At 31.4% G+C, this 15,508-nt stretch carries 16 protein-coding genes; 11 read left to right on the top strand and 5 right to left on the bottom strand.

The genetic code is table 11. From position 1 onward, the window contains the following. Positions 1 to 319: 319 nt before the first annotated feature. Together P9515_RS05965 and P9515_RS05960 are read right to left on the bottom strand one after the other, a co-directional pair. Complete coding sequence (locus tag P9515_RS05965) at positions 320 to 562, bottom strand: DUF1651 domain-containing protein (RefSeq protein ID WP_011820540.1); 243 nt, start codon at positions 560 to 562, stop codon at positions 320 to 322. Positions 563 to 602: 40 nt separating this feature from the next. Next, positions 603 to 1,166 carry a PAP/fibrillin family protein gene (locus P9515_RS05960; protein ID WP_011820539.1) on the bottom strand — a complete coding sequence of 188 codons (564 nt, stop codon included), beginning with the start codon at positions 1,164 to 1,166 and terminating at the stop codon, positions 603 to 605. A gap of 665 nt (positions 1,167 to 1,831) precedes the next feature. Between P9515_RS05960 and P9515_RS05955 the strand changes: the two genes are divergently transcribed. From P9515_RS05955 to P9515_RS05940, 4 genes are read left to right on the top strand one after another with little or no spacing between them, the layout of a single operon-like run. Continuing rightward, positions 1,832 to 2,881, top strand: coding sequence for an amino acid ABC transporter substrate-binding protein (locus tag P9515_RS05955; protein ID WP_011820538.1), 1,050 nt, complete (start codon positions 1,832 to 1,834; stop codon positions 2,879 to 2,881). Between the two features lie 19 nt (positions 2,882 to 2,900). Next, positions 2,901 to 3,794: an ABC transporter permease subunit gene (locus P9515_RS05950; RefSeq protein WP_011820537.1), complete on the top strand. Its 894-nt coding sequence runs from the start codon at positions 2,901 to 2,903 to the stop codon at positions 3,792 to 3,794. A 7-nt stretch (positions 3,795 to 3,801) separates the two neighbouring features. After that, positions 3,802 to 4,821, top strand: a complete 1,020-nt coding sequence (locus P9515_RS05945; RefSeq protein WP_011820536.1) for an amino acid ABC transporter permease — start codon at positions 3,802 to 3,804, stop codon at positions 4,819 to 4,821. Between the two features lie 10 nt (positions 4,822 to 4,831). Beyond that, positions 4,832 to 5,572, top strand: coding sequence for an amino acid ABC transporter ATP-binding protein (locus P9515_RS05940; RefSeq protein ID WP_011820535.1), 741 nt, complete (start codon positions 4,832 to 4,834; stop codon positions 5,570 to 5,572). A 327-nt stretch (positions 5,573 to 5,899) separates the two neighbouring features. Here the strand turns inward: P9515_RS05940 and P9515_RS05935 are convergent, their stop codons facing one another. Next, complete coding sequence (locus tag P9515_RS05935; RefSeq protein WP_011820533.1) at positions 5,900 to 6,118, bottom strand: hypothetical protein; 219 nt, start codon at positions 6,116 to 6,118, stop codon at positions 5,900 to 5,902. Positions 6,119 to 6,198: 80 nt separating this feature from the next. On the opposite strand from P9515_RS05935, the gene rpmJ reads away from it, so the two are divergent. The 4 genes from rpmJ to P9515_RS05920 all read left to right on the top strand — a co-directional run bounded on the left by rpmJ (position 6,199) and on the right by P9515_RS05920 (position 7,735). Then, positions 6,199 to 6,315 (top strand): 50S ribosomal protein L36, encoded by a 117-nt coding sequence (rpmJ, locus tag P9515_RS09360; RefSeq protein ID WP_011820532.1) that lies wholly within the window; start codon positions 6,199 to 6,201, stop codon positions 6,313 to 6,315. A 570-nt stretch (positions 6,316 to 6,885) separates the two neighbouring features. Then, on the top strand, positions 6,886 to 7,233 hold the full coding sequence (locus tag P9515_RS05930; RefSeq protein WP_011820530.1) for a DUF1330 domain-containing protein: 348 nt from the start codon (positions 6,886 to 6,888) through the stop codon (positions 7,231 to 7,233). Continuing rightward, positions 7,230 to 7,409 (top strand): hypothetical protein, encoded by a 180-nt coding sequence (locus P9515_RS05925; RefSeq protein WP_011820529.1) that lies wholly within the window; start codon positions 7,230 to 7,232, stop codon positions 7,407 to 7,409. The genes P9515_RS05930 and P9515_RS05925 overlap by 4 nt, the downstream gene beginning before the upstream one ends. 62 nt (positions 7,410 to 7,471) lie before the next feature. Beyond that, positions 7,472 to 7,735 carry a DUF1651 domain-containing protein gene (locus P9515_RS05920; protein WP_011820528.1) on the top strand — a complete coding sequence of 88 codons (264 nt, stop codon included), beginning with the start codon at positions 7,472 to 7,474 and terminating at the stop codon, positions 7,733 to 7,735. A gap of 311 nt (positions 7,736 to 8,046) precedes the next feature. Here the strand turns inward: P9515_RS05920 and P9515_RS05915 are convergent, their stop codons facing one another. Both P9515_RS05915 and P9515_RS05910 read right to left on the bottom strand, forming a co-directional pair. Beyond that, positions 8,047 to 8,931, bottom strand: coding sequence for an LOG family protein (locus P9515_RS05915; RefSeq protein ID WP_011820527.1), 885 nt, complete (start codon positions 8,929 to 8,931; stop codon positions 8,047 to 8,049). A 37-nt stretch (positions 8,932 to 8,968) separates the two neighbouring features. After that, positions 8,969 to 10,360, bottom strand: coding sequence for a PhoH family protein (locus P9515_RS05910; RefSeq protein WP_011820526.1), 1,392 nt, complete (start codon positions 10,358 to 10,360; stop codon positions 8,969 to 8,971). A 1,076-nt stretch (positions 10,361 to 11,436) separates the two neighbouring features. On the opposite strand from P9515_RS05910, the gene pstS reads away from it, so the two are divergent. From pstS to P9515_RS05895, 3 genes are all read left to right on the top strand, one after another. Beyond that, complete coding sequence (gene pstS / locus P9515_RS05905) at positions 11,437 to 12,408, top strand: phosphate ABC transporter substrate-binding protein PstS (protein WP_011820525.1); 972 nt, start codon at positions 11,437 to 11,439, stop codon at positions 12,406 to 12,408. Between the two features lie 525 nt (positions 12,409 to 12,933). Continuing rightward, positions 12,934 to 14,529 carry a DNA recombination protein RmuC gene (locus tag P9515_RS05900; RefSeq protein WP_011820524.1) on the top strand — a complete coding sequence of 532 codons (1,596 nt, stop codon included), beginning with the start codon at positions 12,934 to 12,936 and terminating at the stop codon, positions 14,527 to 14,529. A 173-nt stretch (positions 14,530 to 14,702) separates the two neighbouring features. Next, complete coding sequence (locus tag P9515_RS05895) at positions 14,703 to 15,449, top strand: helix-hairpin-helix domain-containing protein (RefSeq protein ID WP_011820523.1); 747 nt, start codon at positions 14,703 to 14,705, stop codon at positions 15,447 to 15,449. Positions 15,450 to 15,508 lie beyond the last annotated feature (59 nt).

Here is a 15,508-nt window from a genome sequence, read left to right as displayed (position 1 = left end):
TTGAATATTTGATTTTTTGAAATTGATGGGAAAATTAAACTTAAAAATTAATATAGGTGTTTATTTTGTATTTATTTTATTAGTAATTCTTAGGTAAAGATATAAACCAAAACCAAGCAGAAAAACATCTAAATATATATGCCACGGGGGAAATATTTGATGAAGTAATTCCATTGTTTAACCAATTCAATAAATAAAAAGAGTCATTATCTTTTCAACTATAAATCTTTTATCAATTAAAAAAAAGAGGGTTTTATCACTCTATGTTAGATCGACTGTCAATCAAGATATTCACTTCTAATGAGTGTGAATATTTGATTTACCAAACTACTTTAGTTTTTCTCCATCCTTGAGAAATAAACTTTTTCCATTCTTCTCTGGCTTCATCAATTTTTAGTTCTTCTCTTGTTGTTATAACTGGTGGTTGTTGTCCTAATATGCCTACAATTTTTCCAGAATCAATAAACATATATTCAAAGAATTTATCTTTGTTCTGTCTATTTCTCATGAATCTTTTTACTCTTGACCTGCTTGAATTTATTAGCCAATGTTCTTCATTCATATATTTTATTTTGTTCTAAATGTCTTTTTTTTATTAGTAGCTAAGTTCGTTCTTTTTCACTCGAAATCTTATCAATAAATCCTTGGAATCTTTTGAATAATATTTCATCGCTTCTTTTCTTTAATACAAATAATGTCCCTTTATCTCCTCTGCATATTCTTAGCTCCTCACTTAAATAGGTGATATCTAGCCATCCTTTTTGCTCTTTTTTTATTTCTGCTAATGCTTTTACTTTATTGAATCCTATTTGGGGACCTATTAATCCGGCATGAGTAAATTGCACTCCAACTCTAATTTCATTGATTGCTTTTAACTTTGCTATGATCCCAGTCCCAACAATTGCATTAATACCTCTTGGTTTAAGCAAGTTCATGGCACTTGACTTTAAAGGATCCAAGATTTGTAGATTATCTACTAATGGAGAATAATTTAAAAATGGAGCATTAGAGCTGCTCCACCTTAATTCCCATATTCCCTCTAATTTTTCAATATCTTTGCTAAGAAGAAAATTTGATTTGCTTTCAAGTTTTGTGGCTAATAATAAAATATCTTTTGAATTTGGTTTATCAAAAAGTAATTTTATTAGTTTTTGTTCTATATCCATCACTTCATCTTAAAGATTAAGTAATGTCACTGCTGCTTGATAAAAAGGCTGAAAATAAAATTAGACCGAAATGAATTGGTTTAGGGAAGAAATAGCACCACTAAAAAATAAATAACTTTATTTAACTAGAAAATCACAAGAAATGTGATTAAGGCAAAGCCTAGAATATTCCCTTGGAAAGGCAAATACGTTTGATATTTATGCTGAAGCCGATGATTAAATTAATACTATAGAGAGTAAAAAAAACGATTAAGTTGGCAAAGTATGACAAGGTATAGAAGATAATCTCCATCAAATCGCTAGGTCTTATTTCTTGTTTCCTGAGAAGTCAATCGGTGTGAAAGGATTCGAACCTGCGTTCTAGTCTCTCCAAGCACCCGTTACGCAAATTGCGACAGTAGTCTAAATAAACAAGTGAGGCTTTAGCTTATTAGTTGGTATAAAAGGGATTTGTTTGAGTGTCAAGGATTATTTCATATGTAGCAAACTATCGCATAGTTATACATTTAATCACAGGGAGATCGCCCGCCTTAGAGAAAAAAAAGAATAAATTATTTACTCTTTTACTACTTCTATGACAGTAGGGAAAAATATCTAAAATATTTTTATTAATTGACATGCACATTAAAATTAAGAAAAATTTAAAATTAATTTATTAAAAAAATATGATAAATAGATTGTTCTTTGGAATTGCCGCTTTTGGTTTACTTTTAACTGGTTGCGCCAGCAATCAACAAGAAAATATTTCTAGGCTTTCCCTAATTCAAAAAAGAGATGAATTGATTTGCGGGGTCAGTGGAAAAATTCCAGGTTTTAGCTTTATTGAAAGAGATGGTAAATATAAAGGATTAGATGTAGATATATGTAAAGCCTTTGCTTCAGCAATAATAGGAGATTCAGAAAAAATTCAGTTTAGACCTCTGACCGCTGCTGAAAGATTTTTAGCTATTAAAACAGGAGATATTGATTTGTTGTCAAGGAACACTACTTTCACTCTTAGTCGAGATTCTTTTGAGGGGAATGGGCTGACTTTCGCTCCTGTAGTTTTTCATGATGGACAGGGATTAATGGTTAAAAAAAATAGTGGTATTGACAGTATTCAAGAACTTGCAAATAAGTCTATATGTGTAGGCTCAGGAACAACCACAGAGCAAAATATTAATGATACTTTTGAAAGTCTCTCGCTTCCTTATGTCCCAATTAAATATCAAGATCTTAATCAGGTAGTCGCAGGATATCTACAAGGTCGATGCGAAGCGATGACCTCTGATCGATCTCAATTAGCAGCAGCTAGATCAGGTTTTAAGAATGCAAAAGATCATATCATTCTTGATAATGTTTTAAGTAAGGAGCCTTTAGCTCCAGCATCAAATGGGTCTGAACAGAAACTTGCAGATGCTATGAGATGGACCATTTTTGCTTTGATTGCAGCTGAAGAGCAAGGGATAACCCAATTAAATATTGATGATAAGGTTCAGCTCGCAAAAAATAATCCACAATTAAAATCATTAAGAAGATTCCTTGGAATTGATGGAGGATTAGGAGAAAAAATTGGATTAAGAAATGACTTCGTAGTAAATGTTATAAAAGCTACAGGAAATTATGGTGAGATTTATGATAGAAATCTTGGGAAAGACAGTGATGTGCCTATTCCAAGAGGATTAAATAAAATTTATAGTAAAGGTGGTTTGCATATCTCTCCACCATTTAATTAATTTCAACATATGTTGAAGAATGAGTAAAAATAAAAAAATAGTTCTTCAGTTTGTTTTGATGTTTGCCGTTCTTGGTTTTTTAGGGATATTAATTAATAATTTAATGATTAACCTTAAAAGAACGGACATAGGATTCAAGTTTGATTGGTTAATAAAGCCAGCAAGCTTTTCTTTAGCAGAACATTCCTTGCCCTACAGTCCTTCAGATAATTATGCATGGGCCATTTTTATTGGATGGATGAATAGCTTGAAAGTTATTATTTCATCTCTTATTTTAGCGACTTGTCTTGGAACATTAATAGGTTTTTTGAGAGTAGGTAAAAATTCATTTTTTAGAATTTTTACAGCTGGATATATTACAGTTATTAGACAGACACCACTATTAATCCAACTTATGTGTTGGTATTTTGTTGGATTTTTGAGTATTAGAAATAATTCTTTTTTGAATGTAAGAAATATAGTGAATATTTCAAATAGAGGGATAGAGTTATTTGGACTTAATTTCTCTTCAGAGTTTTCAGCATTATTGTTTGGTTTAAGTATATTTTCAAGTGCGTTTATTGCGGAAGTAATTAGAGGGGGAATTCAGTCTGTCCCTTTAGGTCAATGGGAAGCATTTCGAAGTTTAGGTATTTCTGAGAAACAAGGATTTATTAAAATAATAATACCTCAAGCATTACCAGCCTTTATTCCAGGACTTACAAGTCAATATTTAAATCTTGCAAAAAATAGTACGCTCGCTATAGCCGTAGGATATTCAGATATTTATGCGATAAATGATACGATAATAAACCAAACGGGAAGAGCTTTAGAGTGCTTTATAATTTTACTTTTCAGTTTTTTAATCCTTAATTTATTAATAACAAAAGTAATGGAAATTATTGATAAATCAATAATGAAAAAAAGGATATAAATTATTAATGAATAATTTAAATACACATTCATTTAAAAAACTTAAAAAATTTTTAAAATCAAAACCAAAATATAATTTTTTCAATTTTATATTTTTTGTGTTTTCAATTTTATTGACTTTAAAAATTTCAACTTGGATTTTTTTTAAATCAAATTGGAAAGTTGTAACATCAAATCTTAATTTATATGCATTTGGGAGCTTTCCAATTAATGAGCAATGGAGGCCTACTCTTTGGTTCTTAAGTCTTTTATCTATTACCTTTATTACTGTTTATGGCCCAAAATGGAATTGGCTCCGTAAAAATTTAATTTTTGGATGGATGGGAACAGTACCTTTAGGGATTTACTTGCTAAATGGTGGTTTGGGTTTAGTTCCTGTAATGACTCGTCATTGGGGTGGGTTAACACTAACAATTCTTATAACTTCTTGTAGTATTCTTTTTTCTTTGCCAATTGGAATTGTATTAGCTCTTTGCAGAAGAAGTTCAATGTTTTTAATTCAAAAACTAAGTTCTTTTTATATTGATGTAATGAGAGCTGTTCCTCTTATCGCCGTACTTTTTTTTGGACAATTGTTAATACCTTTATTTCTACCTGTCGGTCTAGAAATAGAACGTGTCTGGAGGGCAATAATAGCATTTACTTTATTTGTTTCAGCATATATAGCTGAAGATATTCGCGGGGGATTACAATCAATACCTAATAATCAAATAGAAGCTGCTAAAAGTCTTGGCTTGAACAAATATCAAGTCAATATATTTATTCTTATTCCTCAAGCCTTAAGAGTTGCATTGCCAGCTATTACAAACCAGTTAATTGGGCTTTTTCAAAATACATCTTTAATGTCTATCCTAGGTTTAATGGAATTACTTGGGGTAAGTAGAAGTATTCTTGCCAATCCAGAATTCATAGGACAATATATTGAAGTATATATTTGGTTAGCTTCCGTATACTGGTTATTTTGCACAGTTATGGCATTTGTTTCAAAAAAGCTCGAGCAGAGAATGACAATTAACAAAGGATTTTAATTTTATACTTATGAAGCCAATACTAAGTGCTAAAAATCTCACTAAATCTTATGCTAAAGGTACTCTTGCTCTTAATAAAGTTTCATTTACCTTAGATCAAGGTAAAGTTCTTGTGATTATGGGGCCATCGGGATCAGGGAAAAGTACACTTATTAGAACTATTAATGGTCTTGAGACTTTTGATAAAGGTGAATTAAATGTTTTAGGGATAAAAATTAGGGCAGATTCTGACGAAAGAAAAATTCAAAAAATTAGACGTAGAGTTGGGATGGTTTTCCAGCAATTTAATTTGTTTCCTCATTTATCAATTTTAGAAAACATAACACTTGCTCCGATCCAGGTTCAAAAACGTAATAAAAAAGAAGCAGAAGAATATGGGATGAATCTACTTTGTCAAATGGGAATAGAATCTCATGCAAATAAGTATCCTGGTCAACTTAGTGGTGGAGAGCAACAAAGAGTTGCTATTGCAAGATCTTTAGCATTAAAACCTGAATTATTATTATTTGATGAACCTACTAGTGCTTTAGACCCTGAGCGTATTAATGAAGTGCTTGATGCAATGAGAAGGCTTGCTGATCAAGGTATGACTATGATTGTAGTAACACATGAAATTAAATTTGCTAAAGAAGTAAGTGATCAAGTTTTATTTATTGATTCAGGAAAGATTGTAGAAATGTCCTCTCCTCAAGCTTTCTTTTCAAATGCTAGTAATGAAAGGAGTAGAAAGTTTCTAAATCAAATTAACTGATACCTGTATCAAAAGAACCTATTTAAATTAAAATACCCAGAAAGTTTTTTCACTCAGAAAAAAAAGGAAGTAAATCCCCAAGCGATTAACTGTCAATCAATAAAAGTATTATTTTCTTGCTCATTTAAGATATTTCTATATTCTTCGCCATATTTAGGGTCATTAAACCAAGAAGAATTTACCCAGCATTCGAGCATGAGTCTTCATATTTTCTAGTCTCTTTTCAGCTCTTTTAGAATATTCAGCAGTATTATTTTCAGTATTATTGAATTTTTCGTATTTACTTACCTCTAAGCTAAAATTCAAAAATTGATAATTAACCAAATATTAATTGATTAATCTCTGATTTATATCACTTGTTTGAAATTCGTAAGCCATTTCAATATCTTCAAGATCTTCTTTTGTTAGCTCATAGCTTGAACCCTCTCTTTTCAATTTATCTTTTACCCAATTAATGCATTCTTCTAAATTTGGATAAAAAGGTTTTTTACTTACAATCCAATCTTGGAGCTGGTTTGAAACATACCAGGAAAATTTTAAGTTCATAAATTCATTAAGTTTGACAAATAGAAATGATAATCATTTCTATAATATATATAATTGATCTAAATGTCAGTTTTTAAATTATGAAAGTAAGATCCTCTATCAAAAAAATCGATCAAGATGATCAAATAGTAAAAAGGAGGGGCAGGCTATATGTAATCAATAAGAAAAAGCCCAGAAACAAGCAGCGGCAAGGCTGATTTCCTTACATCTTCACTCGTAATTTATGGGATTTTCATTGCTGGTCTTTACTGGGATATTTGAACTAGTATTCACATCATTTTTAATGTTTATTTTTTCTTTTTAATAAAATCAGATAAAGTAAAAATATTTGATATTTATTAGAAATAAGTTTGTATATATATATATATATATAAGTTTTTTTAAAAAATGATTAACTCCATAACTATTTTATTATTGATATTGGTTTCTTTTGTTGGGTATAAGAGATTAAAAAGAAAGAAGAGGAAGTTTCACGCACCTCCTACTCACCAACTACCTAGCTAAGAAGGCACATAGTAGAACAAAATCGGATTTTTTAGATAAAGTACCTATCATTAGTTTTTTATTTAAAGGTTATTATTTTCATCAAATAACACTTTTAAAAAATGATGAAACTTGCTATCGTTTTCCTACCAATTGTCTTTGCAGTTATATGGATGCTGTTTATTGGGTTAAGAATAAATAAAAGAGATGAAAATAAAAAATTAATTAATTACTAATTGATTGACAGTCGATCTAACATAGAGGGATAAAACCCTCTTTTTTAAATGCGTAAAATATTAATACCTTTATTACTTGCCCTTTCTTTGCCTACTTCTGTCAATGCTTCAGGCTTTTGGCTGTTAATTACCACAGTTAAAAAACCAGTAGCTTTCAAAGAATATGTTCAAGAATTTAAACCTTGGCTTAAGTCAGTAGGAGGATCTTTAGTTATGAAAGATTCTGAGCCTCAAATTGTTGAAGGTAGAGGTGGAGAACTATCAGTCGTCATTTCATTCCCCTCAAAGCAAGCTGCGATAGATGCTTACAATAGTCCTGAATATCAAGAGCTAACTAAGAAACGATGGGCAAGTACAAAGAAAACAAACCTCATAATAATGGGATTAAATAAATGAGACGCTTACTACTCCCACTACTAGCAGCCCTCGCTTTACCAATAGCACCAATGTTAAGTCATGGAAATAGTGGGAATTGTTTAGATGAATGCAATGATTATTATTGTCCTCCAGAACATCAATTAGAAAAAAAAGAAAAGGAAAAGGTTAAAAATAATATTCCTTCAAAGAAATGAAACACTTACTACTCCCACCACTAGGTTGTGAGGAGAAACCTAAAGTACGGAAATGATAGTAAATGGATAAGGACTCTAGGAAACTAACAGAAGAGGCATGGTTAATATGTCCTAACTGGACTGAGGTAAGACGTTTTACAAAAAATAGAAATAATAAGGATAAGTTTTTTGAGTATATGTTTGTTGATAGTGGAATTGTTGTTGGTTCTAATGGTGAATCACCACCTTTTATGAAGACTAGAAAGGAAATTAAAATTGAAGATGCTCGTAAAGAGTACCAACAATTAATCACCTCAGGATGGCAGGTTACTGAGCCAAAGTGGTAGTGGTGGTTAGCGATTAACTGGACAAAGCCTACAAGGTTATACAAATAATAGCTATTTAAGTTTTTAAGACAAATGAGAAAGAAAAAAGGCAACATTGGAATGGCTTCCTATGAATTGGTTTTGATTGAGTCGGGGCGACAGGATTCGAACCTGCGACCTAGTGTTCCCAAAGTACCCGCAAGATTGAAGCTATAACTGAGACTTGTCTTGCTATCAGTACTTTCAGAGAAATAAGTGTGGCCTAATTCGGACTAAATAGTTGTGATTTGCGTGAGTTTTGCGTGGGCTAAAAGATTATGATGTCTTAAAAATCAATCACTATTGTTAAACTTCTTTATCAAAGCCCAAGCCTCATGAGCACTGTCAGCATATTTAAAAATTGATAAATGCTTTTCCTCTATTAAACCCATATCGCATAGATATTCAAAATTAATTACTTTGTTCCAATAATCTCTTCCAAATAAAATAATTGGTATATTTTTCTTCATCCCAGTTTGCCTCAAAGTTAATAATTCAAATAATTCATCTAAAGTTCCGAATCCACCGGGGAAAAAAACTGCGGCCTCAGATCTCATAACAAAATGAAATTTCCTCATAGCAAAATAGTTAAACTTAAAACATAATCCCGGAGTAATAAATGAATTTGGATGCTGTTCATTAGGTAAACTAATATTTAATCCAATAGATTTACAACCCGCATCAAAAGCCCCTCTATTAGCAGCTTCCATAATCCCAGGTCCACCCCCAGTTACTATCACATGAGCATGAGGACGTTCTAATTTTGTTTCAATTGATATTAACTTAGATAATTCCCTAGCTGAAGAATAATAGTGAGACATTGAATATAGATTCTTATATCTTTTTACTTTTTGCATTAACAAAGTAGATTTTGGATCTTTTTCAAGAAGTTTTGAAGTCTCGTCCAATCTTCTCTTTGAAGTGATTTCTTCTGATATATGAACGCCACCAAAAATAATAACCGTAGAAATTATATTTTCCTTTTCAATCGCTTGATCAGGCTTCGTTATTTCAAGAAGCATTCGAACGCCTCGCATTTCATCAGTATTTAGTAATTCCAAATCTTCATGCGCAAGTTTATAAGAGTTAGATTTTAAAATTGCTTCTAAATTACTAGCGACGACTTGAGCCTCATTACTTCGTTCTTTTGCAAAATCACAATTTAAATTTTTTTTCATAAAATTCCTCCATTTTTTTAATGTTTTAAGTTTTTAATCACAAGATATTTGCGGCCAATTCAGCTAAATCACTTCTTTCGCCTTGTGACAGGGTAATATGGCCAACTATTTTCTGACCCTGAAGTTTTTTAGCCAACCATGTAAGACCATTACTATCAGAGTCTAAATAAGGATGATCTATTTGATTTGGATCCCCAGTGAATACAATTTTTGTACCTTCACCAGCCCTAGTAACGATCGTCTTAACTTCTAAAGGCGTTAAATTTTGAGCCTCATCAATAAGAATAAATTGATGTGAAATTGACCTTCCGCGAATATAATTGATTGCTTCAACCTCTAAAAGTCCCATCCCTTTGAGATCTTCCCATGAATTTCTTGCATTATTATCTCTCTCTTTAGGTGCAACTTTTTCACCTTTTTTATTAAATTTTGAGCCTGTTAAATAATCCAAGTTATCAATAATAGGTTTCATCCATGGAGCTAATTTTTCATCTAAACTGCCTGGAAGAAATCCTAATTCTTTCCCCAAAGAAATTGGAGGTCTTGAGACTAATAATCTTTCATACATATTTTCATCTGCAACTAAATTTAATCCCACAGCTAATGCCAATAAAGTTTTTCCTGTACCTGCTTTTCCTATAAGAGTAACCAACTGAATATCTGGATCAAGGAGCAAATCCAAGGCAAAACTTTGTTCTAAATTTTTTGGTTTTATTTTTCCTAAATTAGATCTTCTTAACCAATTCAAAGAAATCAATTTCTTTTCTATAGGGTCATATCTGCATAAATATGTATGATTTTCTTTAAGATTATCCCTGAGAATTACACCTTCATTAGAATATAAGCTTGGCTTTAAATTGAATTTAATATCTTTTAAAAAGATGAATCCTTCTTTTTGAATTTTATTAATTTCATTTTGATCAGAAATAACCTCTCTAAATCCTCTATTTAAATTATCTAAAGAAATTTTATTGCTACTGTAGTCTTCCGCTTTTAATCCAATTGCATCCGCCTTTATCCTTAAATTTGTATCTTTAGAGATGAGAATTACATCTGGAGAATTTGCCAATACCTTATTAGTTTTGTGTTCAAGAGCAACCGCTAAAATCTTGTTATCTCCACTATTGTCATTTAACTCAGAGGGTAACCTATCAGTAGTTTCTTTTCTACAGAAAGCAACTTTTATTTGACCTGCATCTTTATTATTTATTCTCACACCAGAAGATAAATTCCCTCTCTCTCTAAAGCTATCCAATAATCTAGAAACTCTTCGGGCATTCCTGCCTTTTTCACTTGGATCACGCTTAAACCTATCGACCTCTTCAACTACTTGAATTGGAATAACAACATCATCTTTAGTGAAATGAAGTGGAGATTCCGGATCATGTAAAAGAACGTTGGTATCTAATACTATGACTCTTTTTTTCATAACTAAACCTCCTTAATTAAGGTGGAGAAACTATACCTTAGATTTCCTAATTTCCTGAATAGAAATATAATTTTTAGTATTATGTAATGATATTAAATATTACATATATTAAGTAATTAATATCTAATAAAAAAATATATAATTTTTATTGTAATCTTAAAATGCCCTGTGAAATTGTTCTGCCGCAGTTATTTACCTATTTTATTTATTCATATCATATAGGTAGATATACTTGAGTATTTATATTTAAATCTTTAAATTAATTTAAATTTAAGTCTTTCTCCTCATACATTAATCTTTTAAAATTATTAGAAAGAAAATAGTAATGATATCTAATTTAAGAACGATTATCTAATCTCAATGAAATGGATCTCTTAATGGTTATTGAAAGTATTTCATCTCAAAATCAATTATTACCTTTGTAATGACCTCTACCAAAACTATTAAAGTCTTTGACTCTATCTATGGAATTATCGTTTTATTTATACTGCTTGCAATTGTTTCTTTTTCATTAGCATTCGCATCTGAAATGATGTTTCCTAATTTATATTTGACGTAATATTCACATATTTACTAACTTTTGCGTGAGTTTTGCGTGAAGCAATAATTTGCGTGAAATATGTATTAGCTGAGACTTATTGCTACAGCTAATCGGGGCGATACGATTTGAACGTACGACCTAATGCTCCCAAAGCACCCGCCCTCCAATTTGAGACAGTAGGTTAAATAAACAAGTCAGGCTATAGCTTGTTAGTTGCTATATCTACAAAATTACGAGTCTTAAAAATAGGCCAAAGTTATACAAAATTATCCTTAGATATACAATTAATCGCTAAATAATCGCTAACCAACGACCTAGTGCTTTAGGAGCTGTAAAATATCATTGATTGACAGTCGATCTAACATAGAGGGATAAAACCCTCTTTTTTATGCAAGTAATAAGCGTTTAAAACTATCAATAAGACTACATATCAAGAATTATTGCTTGTATCAAAATAATTTGCTCCATTTCTTAATCTTTGAATTTCGTCTTTTGTTTGATGCTATAAATAAATTGTCTTTAATCTAAGTGGCTAATGAGTATTTTTAAAAAAACTCTCATTTTATCTTCTGCAATTTCATTAATACTTTCTCCATCTGCGATGGCTTCAAAAAGATTGAGTGGAGCTGGTGCATCATTCCCTTCGAAAATTTATACCAGGTGGTTTTTTGACTTAGCTAAATCTGGAGGCCCTAGAGTTAATTATCAAGCATTAGGTTCTGGATCTGGAAGAAAAGCTTTCATAGACGAAACTGTAAATTTTGGTGCATCAGATGACCCTATGAAAGATTCTGATATAGAGAAAGTTAAAAGAGGACTTGTTCAAATACCTATGGTTGGTGGAACTATTGCTTTTGGATATAACTATGATTGTGATTTGAAACTTACTCAAGAGCAAGCAGTACAAGTTGCATTGGGTATGGTTAAAAACTGGAAAGAATTAGGTTGTAAATCAGGTAAGTTAACTTGGACACATCGTTCTGATGGATCAGGCACGACTAAAGCTTTTACAAATTCTATGGAGGCTTTCTCTAAAACCTGGAATTTAGGTACTGGTAAATCTGTTAAATGGCCTTCGGGAGTTGGAGCAAAAGGAAATTCTGGTGTTGCAGGTGTTATTCAAAATACTCCAGGTGCAATTGGTTATGTAAACCAGTCATACATTAAAGGTAATGTTAAGGCTGCTGCACTTCAAAATCTTTCTGGTGAATTCGTTACCCCCAATACTGAATCAGGCGCAATAGCTTTAAATGGAATAAATCTAGATGAAAATTTGGCAGGTAAAAATCCAAATCCTGCTGCTAAAGGAGCTTATCCAATAGCAACCTTAACTTGGATACTTGCTTATGAAAAAGGTAATGGCAGGAATACTAAGGCAATTCAAGATACATTCTATATATTACTCAGCGATGAATACCAAGATAAAGCTCCTGCCTTGGGTTTCGTTCCCTTGAAAGGAGAAATTTTAAAAAAATCAATTGAGGCTATTGGAAGAATAGGAAGGTAATTTAGAACTAGTAAGCCAAGTAATAAAAAAAGGGTTACAGAAAAACTCTTGATAGTTACACCATAAGTCGGGTAGAACCAAATACCTGACTATCTCCTAAAGTTATGTCAATTATTTTGAGAAAATAACTTTTGGGTGCATTTTGGGTGCAACCTTTTTTGGGTGTAATTTATTATAAGCTGAGACTTATTGCTATAACTGATCGGGGCGACAGGATTCGAACCTGCGACCTAGAGCTCCCAAAGCACCAGTACGTTATTTTGAGAAAATCGTAAGGCTTCAGTTGTAGTAAAGAATAATTTTAGATACAGGTATATGTTTGAGTCTCACTTTTGCATGATGTTTAAACTTGATTTAACTTCTTTATACATTCTAGATCCCCCTACAGATCCCCCTCAACGACCTAGTGCTAAAGGTTAATTGGGTCGTAAATAAAAGAGCTTTTGATGTGATAGTAAATAATTTTTTTATTGATGTTTGATTTAAAAGATTTTATTAATATTAATTTAACTGCAAAGGAATCTATTGGATAATGTCCTTCTTTTCATCACAGGTGTTTTATCTGGAATTATTGTGGGTTTTATAATTAGTCGCTCTTATTCAAAAAAATCAAGGACTAATGATGGAAGTAAAGAAAGCTTTCTAGAAGAAAATCTATTAAAGGTTGAAAAGAACCTTGAAGAAACTTTATTAGAACTTAATAATCAAAGAAAAGAAGTAAAAATTTATCAACAGAATTTATTAGAGTCAAGTGAGAAAGCTGCAATAAAAGAAACAGAATTAAAGGTTGTCTCAGAGGAAAAGATAAAGCTGGAGAATAATCAAAGAGAATTTAAAAAAGATTTTGAATATCTCAGAAACCAAAAGGAAACTCTTGGTATTGAAATTGGAGAATTGAAGGAACAAAATAAATCACTATTTGAAGAATCATCACGCATCGAATCTGAAAAAGAGAAATTAGAAGAGCTTCATAAAATTACTATAAGTGATAAAGAAATTCTTCGAAATGAAAAAGAGAAACTCAATAATAGACTTGCTGAAATAAAAGAACAGTTAAAATCCCAAGAAACTCAAACTAAATTTCTTGAGCAAGCTAAAGCTAATCTTGTTACACAATTTCGTGCACTAAGTGCCGAAATGCTTAAAGGATCAAAAGAAGATCTATTAAAAAGGACTAAAGAAACAGTTACAGAGCCATTTACAAAACAAGTTGAAATTCTTAGAAAGCAAGTGGAATTATTATCAAAGGATTCGATAGAAAAATTGAGTGCGTTAAACCAAACAACAATTAATTTAGACAAAAAAAGTGATGATGTTAAGGGTGCTGCAATGCAACTAACAAGTGCACTAAGATCACCCAACGTTAAGGGCAGATGGGGAGAAGTTAATTTAAAAAGAATTTTAGAATTTGTAGGACTTATTAATTATTGTGATTTTGACGAGCAAGTTAGTATTGAAACTGAAGAGAAGGGTAGATTAAGACCCGATTGTGTAATTACTATCCCTGGATCAAGAAGACTAATAGTTGACTCAAAGGCACCTATAGAAAGTTATTTAGATGCTATAAAAGAAACTGATCAAAATCTTCAAGAAAAGGCGGTAACAGACCATCTTAGAAAAGTGCGTAGCCATATTGATCAACTAGCTAAAAAGGATTATGCAAATCAATTAAGTGAAATTGGTGAAGTAGTTGATGGAGTTGTTTTGTATATTCCAGTCGAGGGGGCATTATCCATGGCTTTAGAGCGAGATCCTTATCTTTTAGAATATGCATTTGAGAAAAATATAATTCTTACTTTTCCTACAAGTCTCCTAGCAATACTGAAAGGATTTTCTATGACTATACAAAGAGCTGAGATGACAAAAAATATAAATGAGATTCAGCAAATGTCTACGGAACTTCATAAGAGGTTTATAAACTTTGTAGAAAAGTTTTCTGCTATAGGTTCAAATATTTCTAAATTGAATAAATCCTATAACGATGCGCAAGGATCTTATGAAAAGAGGTTATTACCTCAAGCAAAACGTATTGCTGAATTGTCCGGACAAAATCCTGAATTTAATACTACAAATGAAATCGATTCAAACATTAGAACATTTAAGTCTATAGATAATAACTAATCAATTTTTTGCAAGAAAGTAATGAAGGAATAATTAAAGTAAGAAAAAACAATAAATCTCCTACTTAATTTTTATACATATGGGGGAAACTAAAGCCCAAATAACATTTTATTTAAAACCAAATATCTTATTGACAGTAGCTCTAAAGTAGAAAATATAAATGTCATCTTTTTATGGGTTTGTTTGACTTTCTAAAAGATTTAAAACCTAAGATTAAACCCGAATGGAAGAAACGTGGTTGGGTTGATGAAAAAGAATTTAGAGAACATAACTTTAGTCCTAATATGGTAAAAATGCTGGAAGAAGCAGATGAAGAAGAGAAAACTGGATTATTAACTTGGGAATATTTTGCTACTTTGCAATTAACAACACCTAAAATTCATCTTGAGAAACACGAAGAAGTACTAAAAAGTGCAACTGAACCAGAATTATTTGGTGAACCTACTGGATATTCAGATGATGGAACTCCTTTTAGAAGATATGGTCATTGGATTCAAACGTCTGAATTTGCTCTAGATGGTGGTTGGGGTGAGTCTGCTGTAGGAGTACCAACAATAGTTGGAAACCTAAAAACAGAATCCCAAATGTATAAGGATTGGATAAATTATTTAATTGATTTTAGAACTATTGTGGAGTCCGATTTAACTATTGAAGAAAAGCTATATCAGATTAATGATGTAATGTCGCAAAGTTCAACTGGCTATAAAAAAATCTATAAAATACTAGTTACTGAACATGGATTCCCAGACTCATTCTTTACTGATCTTTTATGTGAACTAGATGGTGTTGGTGGTAAAACTGCTGGATTACTTTGGGATGCTGGTTATCTTTCAATAGAAGCTGTAAAAAATGCACCACAAGAAGAACTATTGAACATAAAAGGTATTGGTAAAAAATTAGTAGAGAAGTTAAAAAGTTAAAATGCAACGCTTACTACTTGCACCACTGCTGTAAATTAAGCACTTTTTCAGAAAGTTTA

Source organism: Prochlorococcus marinus str. MIT 9515, assembly GCF_000015665.1.
Classification (GTDB): domain Bacteria; phylum Cyanobacteriota; class Cyanobacteriia; order PCC-6307; family Cyanobiaceae; genus Prochlorococcus_A; species Prochlorococcus_A marinus_P.
This window is presented reverse-complemented; position numbering and strand designations above follow the sequence as displayed.